A 17965-nucleotide genomic window follows, 5' to 3' on the forward strand; every position below is an offset into this window, starting at 1 on the left:
ACTGCGTCTTGCTCGACAATCCAAAAATAATTAAGAGGCTAGGACTTTTGTCCTAGCCTCTTCTTAAAATAGAGTTAAGATTTTACCTAAGAAATAAAGCAAAAGTAAGAGATAAGATAGAGCTGCACTCATCTGATAGGTTCGGTTCATAAAGCGAGCTTCCCCTCTTACTGGAAAGACATAAGCCAACATGACCCCAGCTACTAAGCCACCGATGTGCCCCGCCATACTGATCCCTGGCATGAAGCTAAAGATCAAATTGACCACAATCAAGCTGGTATAGGACTGACTCAAGTGGCGAATATAGGGACTTTGGACAATAAAGCGCAAAGCACCAATGGTCCCAAACAGTCCAAAGAGGGCTGTAGAAGCTCCTGCTGCAATCACATCTGGCGTAAAAATAGCAACAAAGACATTGCCCATCATGCCTGATAAGAGATAAAGAGCTAAGAAAGCCTTCGATCCAAAGAGGTCTTCTGCCAAACGTCCTAAGTAATAGAGGGTGATCATATTGAGCACAAAATGTTCTAGGCCGATATGAACAAATGTAGCTGTTACGATTCGCCATAACTGGCTAGGATCGACTTTCACAACCTCTCCAATAATACCACCGCTATAGTAAACAGCAGCACCTGTTTGGTAGTCGCCTCCAAATCGGATAAACATGGAAAGAAAGACTGCCGTTGTCACGAGCAATAAGAGGCTGGTCACAGGATAACGACGATCAAAGAGTAACTTCATAGACTAGCACCTCCTGAACTGCCTGATCAAACGTATCTGGCTGGAAATCCTTCTGCTGAATGGAATAAATCGTACTAACCGTTTTTCCAGTAAAATCTTCCAAATAACGATCATAATAGCCACCACCATAGCCAATTCGGTAGCCTTTTGACTGGAAGACCACGCCTGGTACATGGATCAGATCAATCTCTGACTGATCCACAACCCTTCCTTTTTCATTGGGCTCCAACAAACCAAAGCGTGTCTTTTCCAAAATATTAGGATCGTATTCCACAAATTCCATTCGCCCTTGTGGATAGGTACGGGGAACACAGACGCGTTTTCCAAGTTGAAGAGCTGCTTGGATCAAGCCAGCTGTGGAAACTTCATGGTCAAAAGACAGATAGGTCGCAAGGGTCTTTGCCTCCTGAAAAGCTGGTAACTCCAAGAGGCGCTGAGTCAGTTCTTCATCTGCTTGAGTTTTTACGGATTCTGGCAACTGTTTCATGGCTGCAATGGTTTCTTTTCGTAGTGTTTTCTTCATTCCCTACTCCTTTTGTCTAGCTTTAATTGTATCATTTTTTAGGAAAGATCCGAACAGTTTTTATACAACAAAGAAAAAATCCAACTCCAGACGGAGTTGAATCATTCCTTTATTGGTTGGCCTTCATTTTCAAAAATTTACCAATGTTTTCCACAGCAAAGGGAAGGGCTGCTTCATTTGGGCTCATCTTCGGATGGTGTAAGGCATAAGGGGTATCAATCCCCAACCAGAACATGACACCAGGGACTTTGCTCAAGAGAAAGCCGAAGTCTTCTCCTGTCATCGCAGGCAGAATATCAATCAGGTTCACATCTTCCTCAGCTGTGAAAAAGTCCATGAGTTCTTTGGCCAATTCTGGTTGGTTTTCCACAGGCAGGTAGCCTCCTTGCTTGAGTTCCAGATCCAATTTCACATCAAAGGCTGCTGCAACTCCTTCTGCAATGGCTTTGACCCTTTTTTGAGTCAAAAGGTTCATCTCCATAGTCAAGGTCCGAATGGTCCCATGAAGGAAGGCTGTCTCAGCAATCACATTATTGGTTGTTCCTGCATGCATGGAACCAAAGGTCACCACAGCACCTTCAATCGGATCGACATTTCGACTCACGACCGATTGGACTTGGGTAATAAAGTAAGAGGCTGCTACAAGAGCGTCATTGGCCTCATGTGGAAAGGCAGCATGCCCTCCCTTACCTGTAAATGTAATCTTGACTTCACAGGTTCCCGCAAAAAGGGTAGCCGTATTAGTCGCAATGTCTCCCACCTTCAAATCAGGGCGCACATGCAGACCATAAAATTCGTCAGGGAGCCAGTCGCCAAAAGCATTGTCCTTATACATGAGCATCCCACCAGCTTCGTTTTCTTCAGCTGGTTGGAAGAGAAAGAGCAGGTTATTTTTTGGTTGCACTTGAACCAGTTGATCCAAAAGCCCAAGAGCTGTCGTCATGTGCATATCATGACCACAAGCATGCATCCGTCCTTCGTGCTTGGAGGCAAAATCAAGGCCCGTTTGTTCCACAATCGGTAAGCCATCGATATCTGTCCGCCAGCCGATAGTTTTTTCAGGAGCAGACCCATGGAGATAAACCAGGATCCCGGTCCGCCAAGTCCGTTGCTCAACAAAGTCCTTGCCCGCTGTGATCTCTGCGATTCGCTCTAAGAGGTAGGCTTGGGTTTCAAATTCTTCCAACCCAATTTCAGGGATTTGGTGCAAATCCCGTCTGATTTTGATTAAATCCAATGTCATCGTCGTCTTCTTTCTATTAGAAGAGGCTGGGACAAAAGTCCTAGCCTCTCAATTATCTTTGAATTGTCGAGCAAGACGCAGTGGTTGAGTGGGCTCTACTACGCTGATTTCATCAGTTTTTACAGCCCTACTCAACTGTTCGGAGGTGGGACGACGAAATCGAATTCTAACGAATTACCGATTTCTGTCCCACTCTCATTTCTATCTTACAAATTACGCAAGGCGTCTTCGAGTGCTGTTTTTTGTTGTGTTTTTTCGTCAATTTCCTTGATGATGCGAGCTGGGACACCAGCTACAACCACATTTTCAGGGACATCTTGAGTAACGATCGCTCCAGCGGCAACGACTGAACCGTTTCCAACTTGAACTCCTTCGATCACAACAGCATTGGCACCGACCAAGACATTGTCCCCAATCCGAACAGGCTCCGCAGAAGCTGGCTCAATGACTCCCGCAAGAACGGCACCCGCACCGATATGGCTGTTTTTACCAACAGTGGCACGACCACCAAGGATAGCCCCCATATCAATCATGGTTCCTGCACCGATTTCAGCACCGATATTGATGACAGCACCCATCATCACGACAGCATTGTCTTCGATGGTTACTTGGTCACGGATAATAGCGCCTGGTTCAATACGCGCATTTAGGTAGCGTTTATCCAGTAATGGGACAGCTGAGTTACGGCCGTCTTGTTCTACCACATAATCCTTGTTTTCAGTTAAGTTAGCAAGAAGGGGCTCGATATCTTTCCAGTCACCGAACAAAACATTGCCAAGCTTGGTAACAGAAGCAGGAACAGCTGTTGCCAATTCCCCTTCAAAGGTTACTTTCACATTTGTTTTCTTTTCTGCATTTCCAATAAAAGCAATAATTTCTTGAGCAGACATTTTTTGTGCAGTCATGAGATTCTCCATTCATTTCAATTAAAGGTATCCATATTATACCACAATCCTAGTGTGATGAACACCTAAGGCGACGTGGAAGTTGATGTCGCTGGATCTTCTAGACCCTTGATTTCACTGATAGTTCGATTCCCTCCAAAGTGAATAATGACGGAGCGCGAATCAGAAAGCTTATAGTAAAAGGTTAAGAAGGACTCTGAACCCAGCATACTCGACCAAGAAACACTGCTAGGAATTCCTACTGTATTCACAAGATCTGAATAGCTGGTTCCGACTGTAATATTCGCAAAATCCTCTCTGTTCAAACTGCCATTTTTATTGGCTAATCGCTCACTGTTTAAGTTTTTAAAATCAAGAGAAGATAAACGATCAACACCAATATTTGAAAGTAAAACGGTTACGGAAGAAGGAGAGCCTTCAGACTGATACTCCAATTGTGTCATAAAAGGACTGACACCACCTTCTTGGTAGGTTTCTTCCCCACTGCTAGCCTTCCCCAGTACAGCCACCACTTCCTGTGGAGACAGAGAAGTTGAATAATGACGACCTTGATCCCCCTCACTTAAACCAGGAATCAGGGAAATGGCCTTCTCATAGGTCACTTGAAACTGAAATTCCCTCTCCGGAGCAATCAAGCTACTCGTACCACCTCTCAAGGTTTCCTTTCTAGTTCCATAAGACAAGCTAGTGCTTCCATATTCACTAGTAGTAGAAGAACTATGAATACCTCCTGAAGCCAGATAGGCAATTAATCCCAGCATGGCCAATAAACCAAAAAAGGCTGCCAGCGAAGACCCTTCACTCTTAGAGGAAGGAGAGTAGGTTTTCGTCCTATCCGATTGGGGGTCTAGTACCGTTTGTCTTGGTTCTGAATGCCTGCTCCCCCCTATTGAAGCCAGATCGGCTTCTGAAATCAAGCGGCTTCCACCCTGGTGAGAGGAAGCTGCCTTGATGTCTGTCCGTTGATCGTCCAATGATGTCTCCTTTCTTATACCAACACCAATTTCTTGGCTTTTTTCTTGAATTCCATCACCACTTCTGGCTGCCCTGGCACCTGGTAAGTCGCGCGATAGCCCATTCCGCCATCTGGCATTTCCCCCCAGACCAAGCGTTGAGGATTTCCTAGTTGCTTAATGAGCTGGGCGAATTCTGTACCTTTTTTCTCTTTTTCAGTAGTGATTTCTTTCTCACTGCTTGTCTTCTCTTTTGCGTCCAACAAATTCGTCGCATCCACTGTCGTCAAGCGATACCCCTGGTCTTTTTCCTGTTCAAACCACAAGGTTACACTTTTCTTACCCTGATCGGTTTGCTTAGCCGCATAAGTCAAGACAAGAACGGTTTTATCTCCTTGAGCTGTCTTTGTATACTTAACTTTTTGGGCTTTTCCCCATTTCGTCACAATTGTTTCCAAGCGGGTTCCTGGTTGCTGACTCTGCTTGAGACGAACTTTCAAATTCGCCACAGCTTCGATGGTCCATTTAAACTGCTTGATTTCTTGTTCCTTGCTGACCAAATTCTTGTAATCCTTTGGTTGAAAATGGGAAAGCGTTTGGTCCTCCTTGGTATCGGTTCCTTGCTCCTGCACCTGGATGCTTGCAATCGCAAGTAAGAGCCCTAAAACAAAACACAAAAACGGCAGCAAGAGCTCTTTTCGATTCTTTTTCATCCACTCGATCATCTGCTTCACCCCTTCTTCGTCAAACGATACTGACCAGTCTGGTCTCGTTCAAAGGTTAAAGAGACCAGTCCATCTGTCACCTGATAAGACAGGGCTAGGACTTGCTTGTCCTTTTCAGAGGTCAAACTAAGAGAATTGGGAAGACCTGATTTTTTCAAAACATCTTCTACCGCTGTTCCCTTTTCCTTTTTTCCATCTAGCGTCTGATAGCCTGTAAAATCTGCCAGTTTTACGTTCTTTTTGCTCTGATAGTGAGCCGACTTGGGTGAAAAGCTTTGAATCGAGTTCAAATAAAAGGTATCATCCTGCTTTTGAAATTCTATGGTATAAGGATGAATCCCTTGCACAGGAGTCCCATAGCCTAGCTGGACTTGCGCTCCAAAACTCGTATCTTCTTGTGTAAAACTCGCTGCTTTTCCAAATTTTTTGACGAATGCAGATAAAGTCACCCAATTTTTTTGTGTCTTCCCTTCTTCCCTTACAAGCTCCAATGACAACAAGTCTTCTAAAGCCGGCTCTTTGGAAGAAGACGCGACAAATCGCTGGCTGTCTGCTTGCATGCGAGACAAACTCAACAAGCGATCTTTGGGCAAGGTTTTCACTGGATGAATCATAAACACCAAGCAAACACCAACCATAAAAGCCAGCAAAGCACTTGCAGCTTTTTGGAGGATCCGCTTATGACGTTCTATCCACTGTTTCATTTCTTCCATCCTTCATGCTCTTTCTATTCAAACTCTTTCTATTGTATAGAAAATTAGCGTATTTGTCTCGTCTTATCCCAAAAAAGAGGCGCTTGCCTCTTTCTTTTATTCAGTGATTTAGTAGCTGTCTTTACTGCTCAAGAGAAAATCTCCATTTTCTTGGCGAATAAAGGTCAAATCCACGTAGTCCCCATTTTTCTTTTGGAAGTCCATGACCAATTCTATCTCGTCTGAATCATCAGATGAACTCACCGTCAGATTGACTGCATCACCGTATTTTTCTAAAAGCTCTTTGTAAGAGGTCCCTCCAGCACCGGTTTCACTATCTCCAACCTTGAACCCATCTGCAAAGTTATCCTCAACCGTAAGATTTTTCCCAAATTGATTAAATTCAAATTTGACAAGCTGGAATTCTTTCCCTTTCTTAGAGTAAGTCGCTTTGACCTCTTTATTATAAGAGTTATCATCCCAAAATAATTTCAATTCTCCACTTTCAAATTGAACGGAGCTAGCTTTCCCATAAGCTTCAATCATTTCCTCAGGAGTCTCCCCAGCATCACTTCCTGTTAAAAACTGAAGTTGCTCGATATCAGACTGTTTCCAGCTAAAATCAACTTCCGCGTCTTCTGCGGTCAATTGATCCAAATCGATATTGGAAGACGAACCAGACTGGTTACCTGACCAAGAAGTCTGCTTTCTAGATGATGACGTGCTAGGGCTAGCATGACCAATCAAATAACCACTGACTCCACCGATAAGAAGCCCAACTAAAATCCCAAGGGCAAAACGAATCGCCTTCTTGTCTGCAGTATCCATCGGTCTTCCAACAGGAGAAAGAGGAGCTTGTGGAATAGGTGTCTCAGAAACAGGCACTGTTTGTGGACCAACTGGTTCAGCTGCCATATTTTGAGGAGCTTGAGGCGCAGGCTGGAATGGAGGGGTCGGTTGGGGAGCAGCAGGCACTACCGCATCTTCTTCAACAGTCGTTTTATCCACTTTTGGGAGCTCCACCGTTTCTGAAATAACTGGCTCTTTTACCTCTTCTTCCATTGCTTCCGTCTCCGTCACTGAAAGGCCACTAACTTCTGGAACGACCATGTCTTCGGCTTCTTCTTTTGGGACAAAGGCTGGCGCAGCCACATCAAATTGAGGCGCACCCTCTACGGGAGTATGTTTCATAAATTGTTCTTGATCTTTCTCGGACATTTCGAATTCTCCTTTTTATTCTTCTCTTCTACTATAACATAAAACCAAGCAAGGACCAACTCCTGTCTTGATAGACTAAAAAAGATCGGAGAGATATCCGACCTTTTAGAAACTTATCTTAAAATTTCTTGCGAAGGGAGACAATAGCAATCAGTTAACCATATGATTGAGAAACATAACTAGATCGTGTTTTTATAATTGATTCCAGGGGACAAAAATATGAGTTTGTTTAGCAAGTAAAAAAACGACCTCTTGCGAGATCGTTTTGTCTATTGATTAAAGACGAGCGTTGAGTTCTGCTCCAAGTTCTTCAAATCCTGGTTTACCAAGAAGGGCAAACATATTTTTCTTGTAGGCTTCAACACCTGGTTGGTCAAATGGGTTGATCGCGTTCAAGTAACCTGAAAGGGCGATGGCCAACTCGAAGAAGTAGATGGCATAACCAAGAGTGAAGGCATCTTGCTCAGGAAGAGTTACGTACATGTTTGGCACGTCACCGTCTGTGTGGGCAAGAAGAACACCGTCAGTTGCTTTTTTGTTTACAAAGTCAACGTCTTTCCCTTGAAGGTAACCAAGTCCATCAAGGTCTTCTTCCAATGTAGGGATGATCACGTTCTTACGTGGTTTGTCCACACGGACAACTGTTTCAAACATGATACGAGTTCCTTCTTGGATAAATTGACCCAATGAGTGCAAGTCTGTTGAGAAGTTTGCTGAAGTTGGGTAAATACCTTTTTGGTCTTTTCCTTCTGTTCAGGCACACCTTATGGATGCATCTGCTGGAAATTCCCTTGCACTGGCTGGCTAGTTTGATTGACTTCAAGCTCTTTGCGCTTGACCTTGACCGTCTTTTTCTGGCATGCTTTTATCCTTATAAATTTTGTTGATTTGTCATATTGCGAAAACATTGAAAAACAATGACAAATTTTACAATATTAAAACATAAATTATTTTCCCTATCAAAAAGGGAGTGGGAAAGAACTTCAAACAAGTTAAAAAGTTCATCTTCCCACCCCCGCACAGTTGATCAGGCAATCTTTGGGGCTTAAAAAGCGAAGGAAGATGCCAATCAACCACCGCGTCATCTATTTTTTCTAATTTAGACCCAGAAGCCTGGACTTTTTGTCCAAGCTCTGAATCAATTTTTTTGACTTTTATGTTTCTAAATTGCTTGATTTTAAATTTTGTTATGGTCAAGCAGTTTCGAAAATCTGAATGGTAGAGTCCTTTTCAATTACTACTGCTTGGTCTGCTGCAACATGGAGAGTGCCCGGCAGGCTGCCCTCTTTTGAACCATCAAAAGAAATCGTGATATGGCCCAGTCCAGTTAAATTTTTTTCTACTACATTTCCTACGGCAGTAATCGAATATTCCTGACTATCTACCACCAGCTTTCCACCTTCTAGTATTGCACCTAGAAGATTTTTGTTATCGATTTTAAAACAATACTCTGCTAAGTCTTCCGGAGCTTCTTCTCCAAACAAAATGAGCATATTGGCATCTTGAATCATATTCTGAGCTTCAGGCCCCACTTGAATTACTTTAGCTTCAAAAATTTTCTTCATCTAATTCCTATTCATCCTTTCTCAAATCTGTCATAAACTTATGCTTATAGATAAGTTTAACATAATAGTTGCTATGTTTACGTGCATCTATCAAAGGTTTACTGATAAAGGCCAATACTAGCTATCCAAGCTACTAGCACCCGCGGAACACCATTGAGAAAGCGTGAATAAAGCACAGAAGGGACACCAACCTCAACTGTTTCAGCCTTGGCTTCAGATAGACCGAGTGCTACAGGAATGAAATCACAACCGTTTTGAGTGTTGATAGCAAATATAGCTGGCAGAGCCATTTGGGGCGGAATATTCCCTTTGCCGATTTCAACTCCAATTAAGGTTCCAATAATCTGACTGATAACAGCTCCGGGGCCTAACAAAGGAGATAGGAATGGCAAGGAACAGATAAAGCCAATCAAAATGAGTCCCCAGATGTTCCCAGCTAGGGGAACCATTAATTTTGCCAGCCAATTTCCAACACCTGAACCTTGAATAACCCCAATCAGCAAGGAAACAAAGGCCATGAAAGGAATGATCGTGTTGAGCATTGTTTGGATGGCTTCACGAGCAGCCTGGTTGAAAGTCGCAACGACCTTCCCAGCGCCCATCCCAATTCTTGCTACAATACTTGTTTCAGCTTTTTGCTCTGTAATTTTTTTACTAGTATCGTAAGTTGGCTTTTCTGTTACCACAGTTGTCGCTTTTTCGTCTTCATTAGCAGCAGAAATTTGATTAAGGCCAACTGCTGACACATAGATTTCCTCGGTTATATATTGAGCTAGAGGCCCACTTTTCCCTGTAGCTACAATATTTATTGTAGGGATCCCCTTTTTAGGATAAATACCACAGCGAAGAGTACCGCCACAATCCACGATTGCTAAAGCAATTTCCTCATCTGGGATAGAAGTTTTAAACCCATTAACAGCTTCCATACCGGTCAAATCAGCAATTTTATCCACAATATCTGGCTTTTCTCCTCCGCCAGTGATATAGATGAATTTATGCTTAGCTTCACTAGGTGTAATGACCAAAGGTCCTCCGAAACCGCCATTTCCTTTAACAACTTTTATACTCTTATATGACATAATTTCACTCTTTCTATAAATCAAATGTTTTACTCAAGGTAACACCTTGCTGTTTTGCTACATAAGCAGTTGTAAAATCGGTCACCCAACCGCCTACAAAGTTCATGACAAGCCCAACAAGCATGTAACGAATGGCTAAGTCCATTTGACTTAAACCTAAAGTTTGAATTCCTGTTGCAATTCCCATCCATACAAACAATTCCCCAGGATTGATATGCGGAAATACACCATTTGAAGTATGGCAGAACTGCATCTGAGCTGCTACAAAACTAGGTTTATAATATTCTGGTAAGAAACGTCCCATACTGATTGCCATCGGATTCCCCAGCATAAAGGCTGAAATGAAAGGTAAAATCATATACCGGCTAACAGGATTTTTGGCAGAAATCTTAGCCAGGGAATTGACCTTCTCTTCTCCCAAGAAAGCGATAAGGGTATTCATTGCAATCAATAGCATTAAGACAAGCGGTACAATATTTGTCATCCAGCTAATAAAGGTTTCTCCACCTAATTGGAAGAGTTTCATAAAACTCTCTGCAAAATTTGTAATGTGATTCATAAGGAACTCCCTTTCTTATTTTTTTTAAATAACTGTTTAATAGATAATTGTAAGTAATTCGCATAAAAGCCGAATCCCAGAAAAGAATCAGATGAACTTGTCTCTTTCTCAATACCTGCCTCATGCCAAAGATAGACTTTTCTAGCATCTTCTATGGCTGATTGCATCAACTTATTTTCTTTTCTCACAAGAGGATTATACTTGTCAAAATAATGGATGTCTTCTCCAACATAATCGTCCATATTTTGAAAACGTGCTAAGATTGTGACTCCTTGCATTTTGCTAGCTTTAAGAACCCGACCGTTTTCATCAACCGCGAACATGACAATCGTACCGGATTTGATTCTTCCGGACTTCCTGCCAATCGCTACGCGCCCCAGTCTTCGGAGCATCGTATAGGTCTTATTGAAGTCTTTGAGTTGCTGCCAGCCGAGGAACATTTGAAATATATAAGCTGCCATGACAAATACAGCGAAAATTATTAGCGAATTCATTAAAATACTCCTTTGCTCTTAGAAAATGATAGAAACTCTGTCTCTGTTTCTACAGCCCTCAAAGCTTCTTTTAGAGAAGGCTCTCCTGCAATTCGAAAAATGTCGTCATACAATTCCAGCAATTCACTCTCCATTTTGCTTTCAATTTCTGAGGGAATGGCGACTAGAAAGATAAATTCAATCCAATCATCTCCTTTTTGATAAGGCTCTTCTAGCTTTCCAAACATTAAAATAGTCTTTGCATAACCCTGGTTAATTGTATGGGGGAAGGCAATTCCTCCACCAAAAATGGTTGATTGTTTTTTCTCCCTATCAATTATCCGATTTCTAAAACCTTCATCAATCATCTGAAGTTTCTCTAACTCTGCAACCATATTTAGCAAGTATTGCTGATAGGTTTTTTGGGGACTCAACCGAAGAAAACGTAAGCTGACTGTTTCTAGATTTTTTTGATGAAAAGCATTGGCCCTCTGCCATTCTTCCCGCAGCCATTGATCATCAAAAAGATGATTAACTTGAATGACTGGAGATTTAGAATCTTTATATTTTAGAGGAACTGTCGTAAAAATCGCGAAATAGTCCTGATTCAAATCCAGATTAAAATCCTCTTCAGAATACTGAGTAATGTCTACATCATTTCCAAGGATTCGTCTGAGTTGCTGAATAATCATCGCAGCAGTTCCTCTTCCTGTTGTGCAAACTACTGCTATCTGCTTGCGAGAACCATTTACAACAGAGTTTTGCTTTCTTAAAATCATTTCAAAATACAAAGCCAGATATCCGATTTCAGATAATTCCAATTCAGAACCAAAAATTGCAGACAGTTCTTCTCCAGCAATTTTCGCCATTTCAAAAGCAAAAGGATATTGAGTTTGAACCTCGCCATGGAATATATCATTAGCTTGCACATGGAAAATCAGTCGATTGATTAAGGGGCCTAGATGAGACTTGATTTCTTCAAATAATTCTTCATCATCAAAGTTAACCAACATTGTTTCTTTGACTTTCTTGACAATCCCTTGAAAAATGTTTGCAAGCTGTTCAGATTGATAAGACGGCTTGCTTAAAGTGTCAATAAAACGGATATTAAACGGAAAACACAAAAAGTCTATTTCAAACTGACTGAGGGAAATCTTATAAGTCATCTCAATATGATAGATTAATTTTTCAACCAAAGGTGTCTCTGTTAAATCATTCCTATAGTAAGGAATAGGGCAACTCAACACCCTAGATGCATAAATACGCTCCACCATAATTGAAATTGTCTTTCGAAGGAGTTCCTTTGTTTCTTTCGGGATTTTATACTCCTGGAGTAGCGTCTCCAGAAAAGAAGATGTTGCCTCGGTGAGTGTCTTTCCTTCAAAGTAAGGGGCCACTTGGTGAATATAGAGCAAGCGCAAATTCAGCTCGGACCCCAAGACCTCCAGCCCACGGTTGGGCTTTCCTGAAATAGTGATAGAGTAACTCTCTGCCAAAGATTTTACTTGTTTTAAATCCTTATTAAGGGTACTTCTACTAACACCTGCCTCCTCAGCCAAGTCGTCAATAAGAAGAGGGGAGGTTGACTTAATTAAACGTTTTAGTAAATAGGCAATTCTTTTACTGGAAGAATTGAAGTCACTCTCCCGTTTTAAACTACCAGATAAAATCCTTTCCAACTCAGTATAGTCATACACCTCTAACATTAACTTATCATCTTGTGAGATAATCTGGATACTCGGAGCCAAAACATCATTTAATTGTTGGATACTCTTTTGCAAGGTTTGCATACTAATATCCAGCTCTGAGCGCATATCTACCAAGGAATAAGTTGGCTGTGAGACCATTTTTTCTAAAATGTTATACCATCGATTTACTATGGTCAACTCTCTTCCTCACCTTCATTTTTTTAACCGCGAGTTTTCCCCCCGGCAATATTTGTAGTGACTCCAGTTATATAGCTAGAACGGTCTGAAATATAGAATGCTACAAGGTCAGCTACTTCCCGTAGTTTACCACTTCGTCCCAAAGGAGTTGTTGAAGTTGAAGCATAACCAGCTCGAATATCTTCTACCGTCTTTCCACGGGTATAAGCAAGAGCTTCCTCATAAGAAAGAGTTCGAAGTCCCGTAGCTTCCATAATTCCTGGAGCAATTCCAACCACACGTACACCATGCTTACCCAGCTCTTTTGCCCATGAACGAGTGTAACTATAGACTGCTGCTTTTGTGGCAGCATAGGCACTTTGTCCTTCAGAACCTTCCAAGCCTGCTTCTGAAGCCATGTTCACAATTACACCTTTTCCATTTTTCACTAAAATACGTCCCACTGCCTGACTAACCAGATACAAACCTTTTTGATTAATCATCGTTACTTTTTCGAACGTCTCATCGTCCAATTCGTAAGGACCTTTAGGATTTTCTGCATCGATTAATAATCTAGGGATATTAATCCCTGCATTATTGACCACTGCATCAATATTGCCAAATCTTTCAACTATTTTGGCAACACCCTCTTCTACTTCAGAGCGAGAAGTTACATCAACTTTTACAAATAATAGATTTGGATGACGCAAATCGTTGTCGCTAAGATCGAAATTCGCTACATTGACACCTAATTCCAGCAATTCTTCAACGATTGCCTTACCGATCCCAGATGACGCGCCAGTCACAAGAACTGTTTTGCCTTTTATGTTTAACCAATCATTCATTTTGATACCTCTCAAATTTTATTTACAAGGCAATTATACAGCGCTTTCATAAAAGAATTAAGACACTCTTTTTTATACTGTTCAAAAAAATAATAAACTAATTATGAGGCTTGTACTAAAAAATCCACAAGAAATGAACTTGTGGATCTCTTTTTATACTCTAAATGAACTCAAGGCATATAAGAATCAAAGGCGTGCATTCAGCTCAGCACCCAGCTCTTCAAAGCCTGGTTTTCCAAGAAGGGCAAACATGTTTTTCTTATAAGCCTCAACTCCAGGCTGGTCAAATGGATTGATACCATTCAGGTAGCCAGAAAGAGCAATAGCCAACTCAAAGAAGTAAATAGTGTAGCCCAAAGTGAACTCATCTTGCTCAGGCAGTGTCACAAACATATTTGGAACTCCACCATCAGTGTGTGCTAACAGCACTCCATCTGTAGCTTTTTTATTGACAAAGTCAACATCTTTTCCTTGCAAGTAGCCAAGACCGTCCAAGTCTTCTGCCAATTCAGGAATCAGCACATTTTTGCGAGGTTTATCTACACGTACAACTGTTTCAAAGAGGATACGGGTACCTTCCTGGATAAATTGTCCCAGAGAGTGCAAGTCTGTTGAGAAGTTGGCTGAAGTTGGGTAAATCCCTTTTTGGTCTTTCCCTTCTGACTCACCAGCCAGTTGCTTCCACCACTCAGAGAAGTATTGTAGAGATGGTTCATAGTTAGCTAGAACTTCTGTCAGATAACCTTTACGGTACAAGATATTGCGTACAACTGCATATTGATATGCTTCATTTTCAGCCAACTTATCAGAAGCATAAGCCTTGCGAGCAGCATTTGCTCCTTCCATTAACTTGCTGATATCAGCCCCTGCAGCTGCGATTGGCAAGAGTCCCACTGCTGTCAATACTGTAAAACGACCACCTACACTATCAGGCACTACAAAAGTATCCCAGCCATTAGCATCTGCTTCAACCTTAACTGCACCTTTAGCGCGGTCTGTAGTTGCATAAATCCGTTTATTTGCTTCTTCCTGACCATACTTCTTAACCAAGAGTTCTTTGAAGACACGGAAAGCAATAGCAGGCTCTGTAGTCGTTCCTGACTTAGAAATAACGTTGACAGAGAAATCTTTGTCTGATACATAGTCTACCAAATCAGCCAAATAGCTTGAAGAAATAGAATTTCCAGCATAGAGGATTTGAGGTGCCTTGCGTTCTTCCTTGCTTTGTAGATTTACAAAAGAATTATTCAAGAAATCAATAGCTGCACGAGCTCCTAAATAGGAACCACCAATACCGATTACGATCAATACCTCACTATCAGATTGGATTTTAGCAGCAGCCTTTTGAATACGAGCAAATTCATCTTTGTCATATTCTTCAGGCAAGTTCAACCAGCCAGTCATTTCTGCCCCAGGACCTGTACCATTTCGCAGAGCAGAATCTGCAGCAGTCACTTGAGGCTGCATATAATCTAGTTCATGTGGTGCTACAAATTTATCTAACACCTTTGAGTAGTCAAATTTAATATGTGACATGTTTATCCTCCAATTGTTCTTTTCTTTTATGATAACGCTTTAAGAAAAAATAAGCAAGTGCTTTCACTATTTTAAAACGTTTACATTTTATATTCTATACTATTTTTCTAAATAAGCTAACCTTAGGACATAACCGAGAGCACTCGTTTGCGTAAGACAACAAATTTTAGGCCTATTGAGAAGAACAATTTTGATTGACAAGAAAACAAATACGCTTCTTAAGATTGGATGTCAGCTGAATTCATTTCAGGTCCGTTCAAACTAGATTCGCTGCTCCAATATTCATCTGCACCTTTTAGGCTTGATTCATTATACTTCGGAACCTAGTTCTCACTTTGTTCGAACTGCGTCAATGCACCTAAGTTCATCCGCGTCCGTTGGACTTGATTCACTAAGGGCTATCATAGGTTTACAGCTTTTTCCCTAGCGGGAAAAACTGCATCCATTGCTCTAGGATTCTTCTGCGTCCCTTGGACTTGACTCATCAAGAGCAATAGAAAAGAGCACACAGTTCACTTCGCTTAGGGCTGCTGGATTCCTCCCCTGACCCGCTTCACGCAGAACTGTTGCTCCGATAGGTATTATATCATAATTTGTTCGATTTGCAAAGGTCCGGTTTTTATTCTTGTGTTTCGGCCTTGGCTGCGAGTTTGGCTTGTTTTTTTCGTTCTCGACCTTGGCGGAAGAAGGTCTGCATGATGGCTGCACATTCTGCTTCCAAGATTCCTGTTTCTACTTCGACTCGGTGATTGAGGCGTTCATCTGCCAAAATGTCGTAGAGACTACCTGCTCCACCGAACTTCTGATTGGTCGCCCCGTAAATCACCTGGGGAATCCGAGCTAGACCAATGGCACCACTACACATGACACAGGGCTCAATCGTGACAAAAAGCGTCGTATCCAGCAGGCGCCAGCTATTTTCACACTGATTGGCCTCCTCGATCGCCATGATTTCCGCATGCATGACCGCCCGCTGCAGCTCCTCACGCGCATTATGTCCACGCCCGATAATCTGACCATCCTTGACCAAGACACAGCCAATCGGTATTTCATCATTGGCGAGGGCAATCTCCGCCTCCTTCAGGGCTTCCCTCATAAACATCGCTTTTTCCTCTATCGTGTAGTCCATCTCTTCCTTCTTCCTTTTAGTTTCTTTGTTCATTATACCATAGGCAGCTTACGACTCACAAAAAAAGCCGCCGATTGGGCGACTCTTATGGGAGATTATTATGAAAAAGTTTAGGAGGTTTAAACAAAGTTAGGAGGTCTTTGTTTATGCTTCTAGTATAGCTGGCCTATCTTAAATAGAGCTTAAGTTCTCTGAGTATTGATGATTTTGGAAATATCACCACTTAGAATCTCAAAAATATCTGACAAATTGCTGGCTTACTACTATCCGCTTTGTCGCAGAACCAACTATTGTGGCATCGCTCATCCTTTACGTAACTCAAGGATTTGGTCATAGCGCTCTTCTTCATCAATATGATGGGCTATTTCTAGTACCGTGATCGGCAAAGAAAAGATTAGGTCTCTAACCAGACGACTATTTTTTTCGTCCAAAGCTGATGTCACTTCGTCCGCTAATAAAATATCCTTCTCGCGTAAGAGAAAACGAGCCAACTCTAATCTGACACGCTGACCTCCTGAAATGTTTTCACCATTATTATGAATTTCTACATTCAAAATATCCTGAAATTCATCTATTAAGCCAACTCGGTCCAATACCTCCAATAATTCATGGTCCTGAAAAGGCTGACCAAAAGTTAGATTATAGCGGATAGTATCGTTAAACAGGAAGGGATGCTGGCTAATTAAACCGATATTCCCTTGGAAATGACTCGTTATTTGATTTCCATCATACTGAACGAAAATGTCACCCTCATCACATACTTCTTCTCCTAAAATCAAGCGAAAAAGAGTCGTCTTTCCAGACCCGCTCGGTCCTTTGATTAAGACCTTCTGACCTACTGAAATCGTCGCCGTCAAATCAGAAAAAAGCTGACGTTCAGCAAAACTTTTTGAAATATGATTTAAGCGCAACGATTCGAGATTTTCAACAAATTGATCCTTTGTCTCTTCGAAATCAGGTTCTTCCTCGATAATCTTAAACAGGCGGTTCGCAGTCGGCAAGGCACCTTGGAGATTGGCTGCACTGTACATCAGAGTTTGGATCGGTTCTACCAGCATCCCCGCAGCAACATACATAGAGATGAGGCTTGTAATAGAAATAGAATTTCCCTGTAAACTCAAATAAAAGCCTAAAGCAAGAGGAACAACCTGACTAAAAAAGACCATAAATCCATTAAAGAAAAAAATAATATTATGTGTGAAACAAAATCTTTGGATGGCTTTTTGATATTCTCCGTTTAAATCATTCACGCGCTCTTCATTCAGCCTCATGGCCTGATTAATCCGTAAGGTTTGGCTGCCTTGCATACTATCCGAGACAAGCCCATGTAATTTCGTTCTAAGCTTGGACCAGCTGTCTCCCGAATCTTGTAAACGACGATTCATGATGAACTGAGGAATAGGTCTCATAATCGTAAAAATGACAAAAATAAGTCCTAAGAGAAAATTTTGTGAAACAATATAAATGGCTGTAACAAGGGCGACAAATCCCCAACTCACCATAACATTTATATTTTCCAAATAATTATCGCCCACATATTCCATATCTTGAGTTAGCAGACTAACTTTTTCATCATTGGAAAATTTAGGATTCAATATGACTTTCTTAAATAAAAGGGCACGGACACTTTTGTTGATTTCTCTTCGGAATATATTGTGCGAATAGTTTGAAAACAGCATCAGACTATAAATAACAAGATAGACAGACAAACCAAATAAAACAAAATTGAGAATTTTTCCATAAGAAAGGCCGTTTTGATCTAACTTCAAGGCCTTCGTTAAAATCAGAGGTTGCGCCAACACCAAACCACTATTCACAATACGCCCTAAAAAAATAGGAAAAAGATACTTCTTATCAATGTACTTATAAATATTTCTCATAATTATCATCCATCAAAATAGAGGGCTAGCACAA

The 17965-nt window shown here is 41.4% G+C and carries 17 protein-coding genes, 1 other RNA gene and 1 pseudogene; all 19 read right to left on the minus strand.

The window, feature by feature from the left end; genetic code table 11:
• Window positions 1–63 precede the first annotated feature (63 nt).
• Window positions 64–741, minus strand: coding sequence for a rhomboid family intramembrane serine protease (locus tag HMPREF2904_RS07405; protein ID WP_045759973.1), 678 nt, complete (start codon window positions 739–741; stop codon window positions 64–66).
• Window positions 725–1264 (minus strand): 5-formyltetrahydrofolate cyclo-ligase, encoded by a 540-nt coding sequence (locus tag HMPREF2904_RS07410; RefSeq protein WP_049491407.1) that lies wholly within the window; start codon window positions 1262–1264, stop codon window positions 725–727. Before HMPREF2904_RS07410 ends, HMPREF2904_RS07405 begins: the two co-directional genes overlap by 17 nt.
• A gap of 109 nt (window positions 1265–1373) precedes the next feature.
• Window positions 1374–2507 carry an N-acetyldiaminopimelate deacetylase gene (locus HMPREF2904_RS07415; protein WP_070661515.1) on the minus strand — a complete coding sequence of 378 codons (1134 nt, stop codon included), beginning with the start codon at window positions 2505–2507 and terminating at the stop codon, window positions 1374–1376.
• 206 nt (window positions 2508–2713) lie between these two features.
• The gene (gene dapD, locus HMPREF2904_RS07420) at window positions 2714–3412 is read right to left on the minus strand and encodes a 2,3,4,5-tetrahydropyridine-2,6-dicarboxylate N-acetyltransferase (RefSeq protein ID WP_003016885.1); all 699 of its coding nucleotides are present in this window, start codon (window positions 3410–3412) and stop codon (window positions 2714–2716) included.
• A 65-nt stretch (window positions 3413–3477) separates the two neighbouring features.
• Window positions 3478–4386, minus strand: a complete 909-nt coding sequence (locus HMPREF2904_RS07425) for a hypothetical protein (RefSeq protein WP_083307548.1) — start codon at window positions 4384–4386, stop codon at window positions 3478–3480.
• A 14-nt stretch (window positions 4387–4400) separates the two neighbouring features.
• Complete coding sequence (locus tag HMPREF2904_RS07430; RefSeq protein WP_070661521.1) at window positions 4401–5090, minus strand: hypothetical protein; 690 nt, start codon at window positions 5088–5090, stop codon at window positions 4401–4403.
• 5 nt (window positions 5091–5095) lie between these two features.
• Window positions 5096–5803, minus strand: a complete 708-nt coding sequence (locus HMPREF2904_RS07435; RefSeq protein ID WP_070661523.1) for a hypothetical protein — start codon at window positions 5801–5803, stop codon at window positions 5096–5098.
• 108 nt (window positions 5804–5911) lie between these two features.
• Window positions 5912–7000 (minus strand): hypothetical protein, encoded by a 1089-nt coding sequence (locus tag HMPREF2904_RS07440; protein ID WP_070661526.1) that lies wholly within the window; start codon window positions 6998–7000, stop codon window positions 5912–5914.
• A gap of 276 nt (window positions 7001–7276) precedes the next feature.
• Window positions 7277–7753 (minus strand): annotated as a pseudogene (gene pgi / locus HMPREF2904_RS07445) (glucose-6-phosphate isomerase); the annotation flags it as partial.
• A 440-nt stretch (window positions 7754–8193) separates the two neighbouring features.
• Window positions 8194–8565 (minus strand): PTS glucitol/sorbitol transporter subunit IIA, encoded by a 372-nt coding sequence (locus HMPREF2904_RS07455; RefSeq protein WP_008808177.1) that lies wholly within the window; start codon window positions 8563–8565, stop codon window positions 8194–8196.
• 98 nt (window positions 8566–8663) lie between these two features.
• The gene (locus HMPREF2904_RS07460) at window positions 8664–9644 is read right to left on the minus strand and encodes a PTS glucitol/sorbitol transporter subunit IIB (protein WP_020992831.1); all 981 of its coding nucleotides are present in this window, start codon (window positions 9642–9644) and stop codon (window positions 8664–8666) included.
• Between the two features lie 13 nt (window positions 9645–9657).
• Complete coding sequence (locus HMPREF2904_RS07465) at window positions 9658–10203, minus strand: PTS glucitol/sorbitol transporter subunit IIC (RefSeq protein ID WP_001015684.1); 546 nt, start codon at window positions 10201–10203, stop codon at window positions 9658–9660.
• Window positions 10200–10697 carry a transcriptional regulator GutM gene (locus HMPREF2904_RS07470; RefSeq protein WP_001086645.1) on the minus strand — a complete coding sequence of 166 codons (498 nt, stop codon included), beginning with the start codon at window positions 10695–10697 and terminating at the stop codon, window positions 10200–10202. The genes HMPREF2904_RS07465 and HMPREF2904_RS07470 overlap by 4 nt, the downstream gene beginning before the upstream one ends.
• Window positions 10697–12523 (minus strand): BglG family transcription antiterminator, encoded by a 1827-nt coding sequence (locus HMPREF2904_RS07475; RefSeq protein ID WP_080981318.1) that lies wholly within the window; start codon window positions 12521–12523, stop codon window positions 10697–10699. Before HMPREF2904_RS07475 ends, HMPREF2904_RS07470 begins: the two co-directional genes overlap by 1 nt.
• Before the next feature lie 62 nt (window positions 12524–12585).
• Complete coding sequence (locus HMPREF2904_RS07480; protein WP_001000837.1) at window positions 12586–13386, minus strand: SDR family oxidoreductase; 801 nt, start codon at window positions 13384–13386, stop codon at window positions 12586–12588.
• A 186-nt stretch (window positions 13387–13572) separates the two neighbouring features.
• Entirely contained in the window at window positions 13573–14922 is a 1350-nt protein-coding gene (locus tag HMPREF2904_RS07485; RefSeq protein WP_008808173.1) for a glucose-6-phosphate isomerase, read from the minus strand.
• Between the two features lie 485 nt (window positions 14923–15407).
• Window positions 15408–15503: signal recognition particle sRNA small type (gene ffs, locus HMPREF2904_RS07490), an RNA gene on the minus strand.
• 38 nt (window positions 15504–15541) lie between these two features.
• Entirely contained in the window at window positions 15542–16051 is a 510-nt protein-coding gene (gene tadA, locus HMPREF2904_RS07495) for a tRNA adenosine(34) deaminase TadA (RefSeq protein ID WP_070661528.1), read from the minus strand.
• 302 nt (window positions 16052–16353) lie between these two features.
• On the minus strand, window positions 16354–17931 hold the full coding sequence (locus HMPREF2904_RS07500) for an ATP-binding cassette domain-containing protein (RefSeq protein WP_003012890.1): 1578 nt from the start codon (window positions 17929–17931) through the stop codon (window positions 16354–16356).
• Window positions 17932–17965 lie beyond the last annotated feature (34 nt).

The sequence above is a fragment of the Streptococcus sp. HMSC072G04 genome (genome assembly GCF_001813295.1).
Classification (GTDB): Bacteria; Bacillota; Bacilli; order Lactobacillales; family Streptococcaceae; genus Streptococcus.